Origin of the sequence: Pseudomonas sp. K5002 (genome assembly GCF_013386655.1) — a bacterium.
Taxonomy (GTDB): Bacteria; Pseudomonadota; Gammaproteobacteria; order Pseudomonadales; family Pseudomonadaceae; genus Aquipseudomonas.
The window spans coordinates 1-712 of record NZ_JACARK010000636.1; the positions used below are offsets into that span (position 1 = coordinate 1).

The 712-nt window shown below is 62.9% G+C and carries 1 protein-coding gene; it reads left to right on the forward strand.

What is annotated here, in order from left to right:
• A partial coding sequence (locus HX846_RS25145; protein ID WP_256739910.1) for a phospholipase D-like domain-containing protein occupies nucleotides 1-679 on the forward strand: 679 nt, incomplete at its 5' end.
• Between the last annotated feature and the right edge of the window lie 33 nt (nucleotides 680-712).

Sequence of the window (712 nt, forward strand, 5' to 3'; positions counted from 1 at the left end):
GCCGAGCAAGGTGCTGGCCAAGGCCGATCCGGATCCACGGCTGCTGCTGACGACCCAACTGGCGCCGGAGTTGGAAGGTGTCAGCCATGAGCTGATGATGATTTCGGCTTACTTCGTGCCCGGGCAGCCCGGGCTGGTGTACCTGACCGGGCGTGCGGACGCTGGCGTATCGGTAAGCCTGCTGACCAATTCCCTGGAAGCCACCGACGTACCGGCCGTGCACGGCGGTTATGCGCCCTATCGCAAGGCGCTGCTGGAACACGGGGTGAAGCTATACGAGTTGCGCCGCCAGCCGGGAGACGGTGGCGGCAGCGGACCTCATCTGTTCCGCAAAGGTACATTCCACGGTTCGGATTCCAGCCTGCACAGCAAGGCGATCATCTTTGATCGGGAGAAATCCTTCATCGGCTCATTCAACTTCGACCCGCGCTCGGTGCTGTGGAACACCGAAGTCGGGGTGCTGGTGGACAGTCCCGAACTGGCGGAACACGTGCGCAACCTGGCACTGGAGGGCATGGCGCCCCCGTTGAGCTACCAGGCGAAGCTGCAGGATGGCCAGGTGGTATGGGTGACCGAAGACAACGGCCAACTGCACACCCTGACCCGCGAACCCGGCAGTTGGTGGCGCCGGTTCAATGCCTGGTTTGCTACATCCGTCGGGCTGGAACGCATGCTTTAAGAACAGCGACGGGACCTGTGGGAGCTGGCTTGC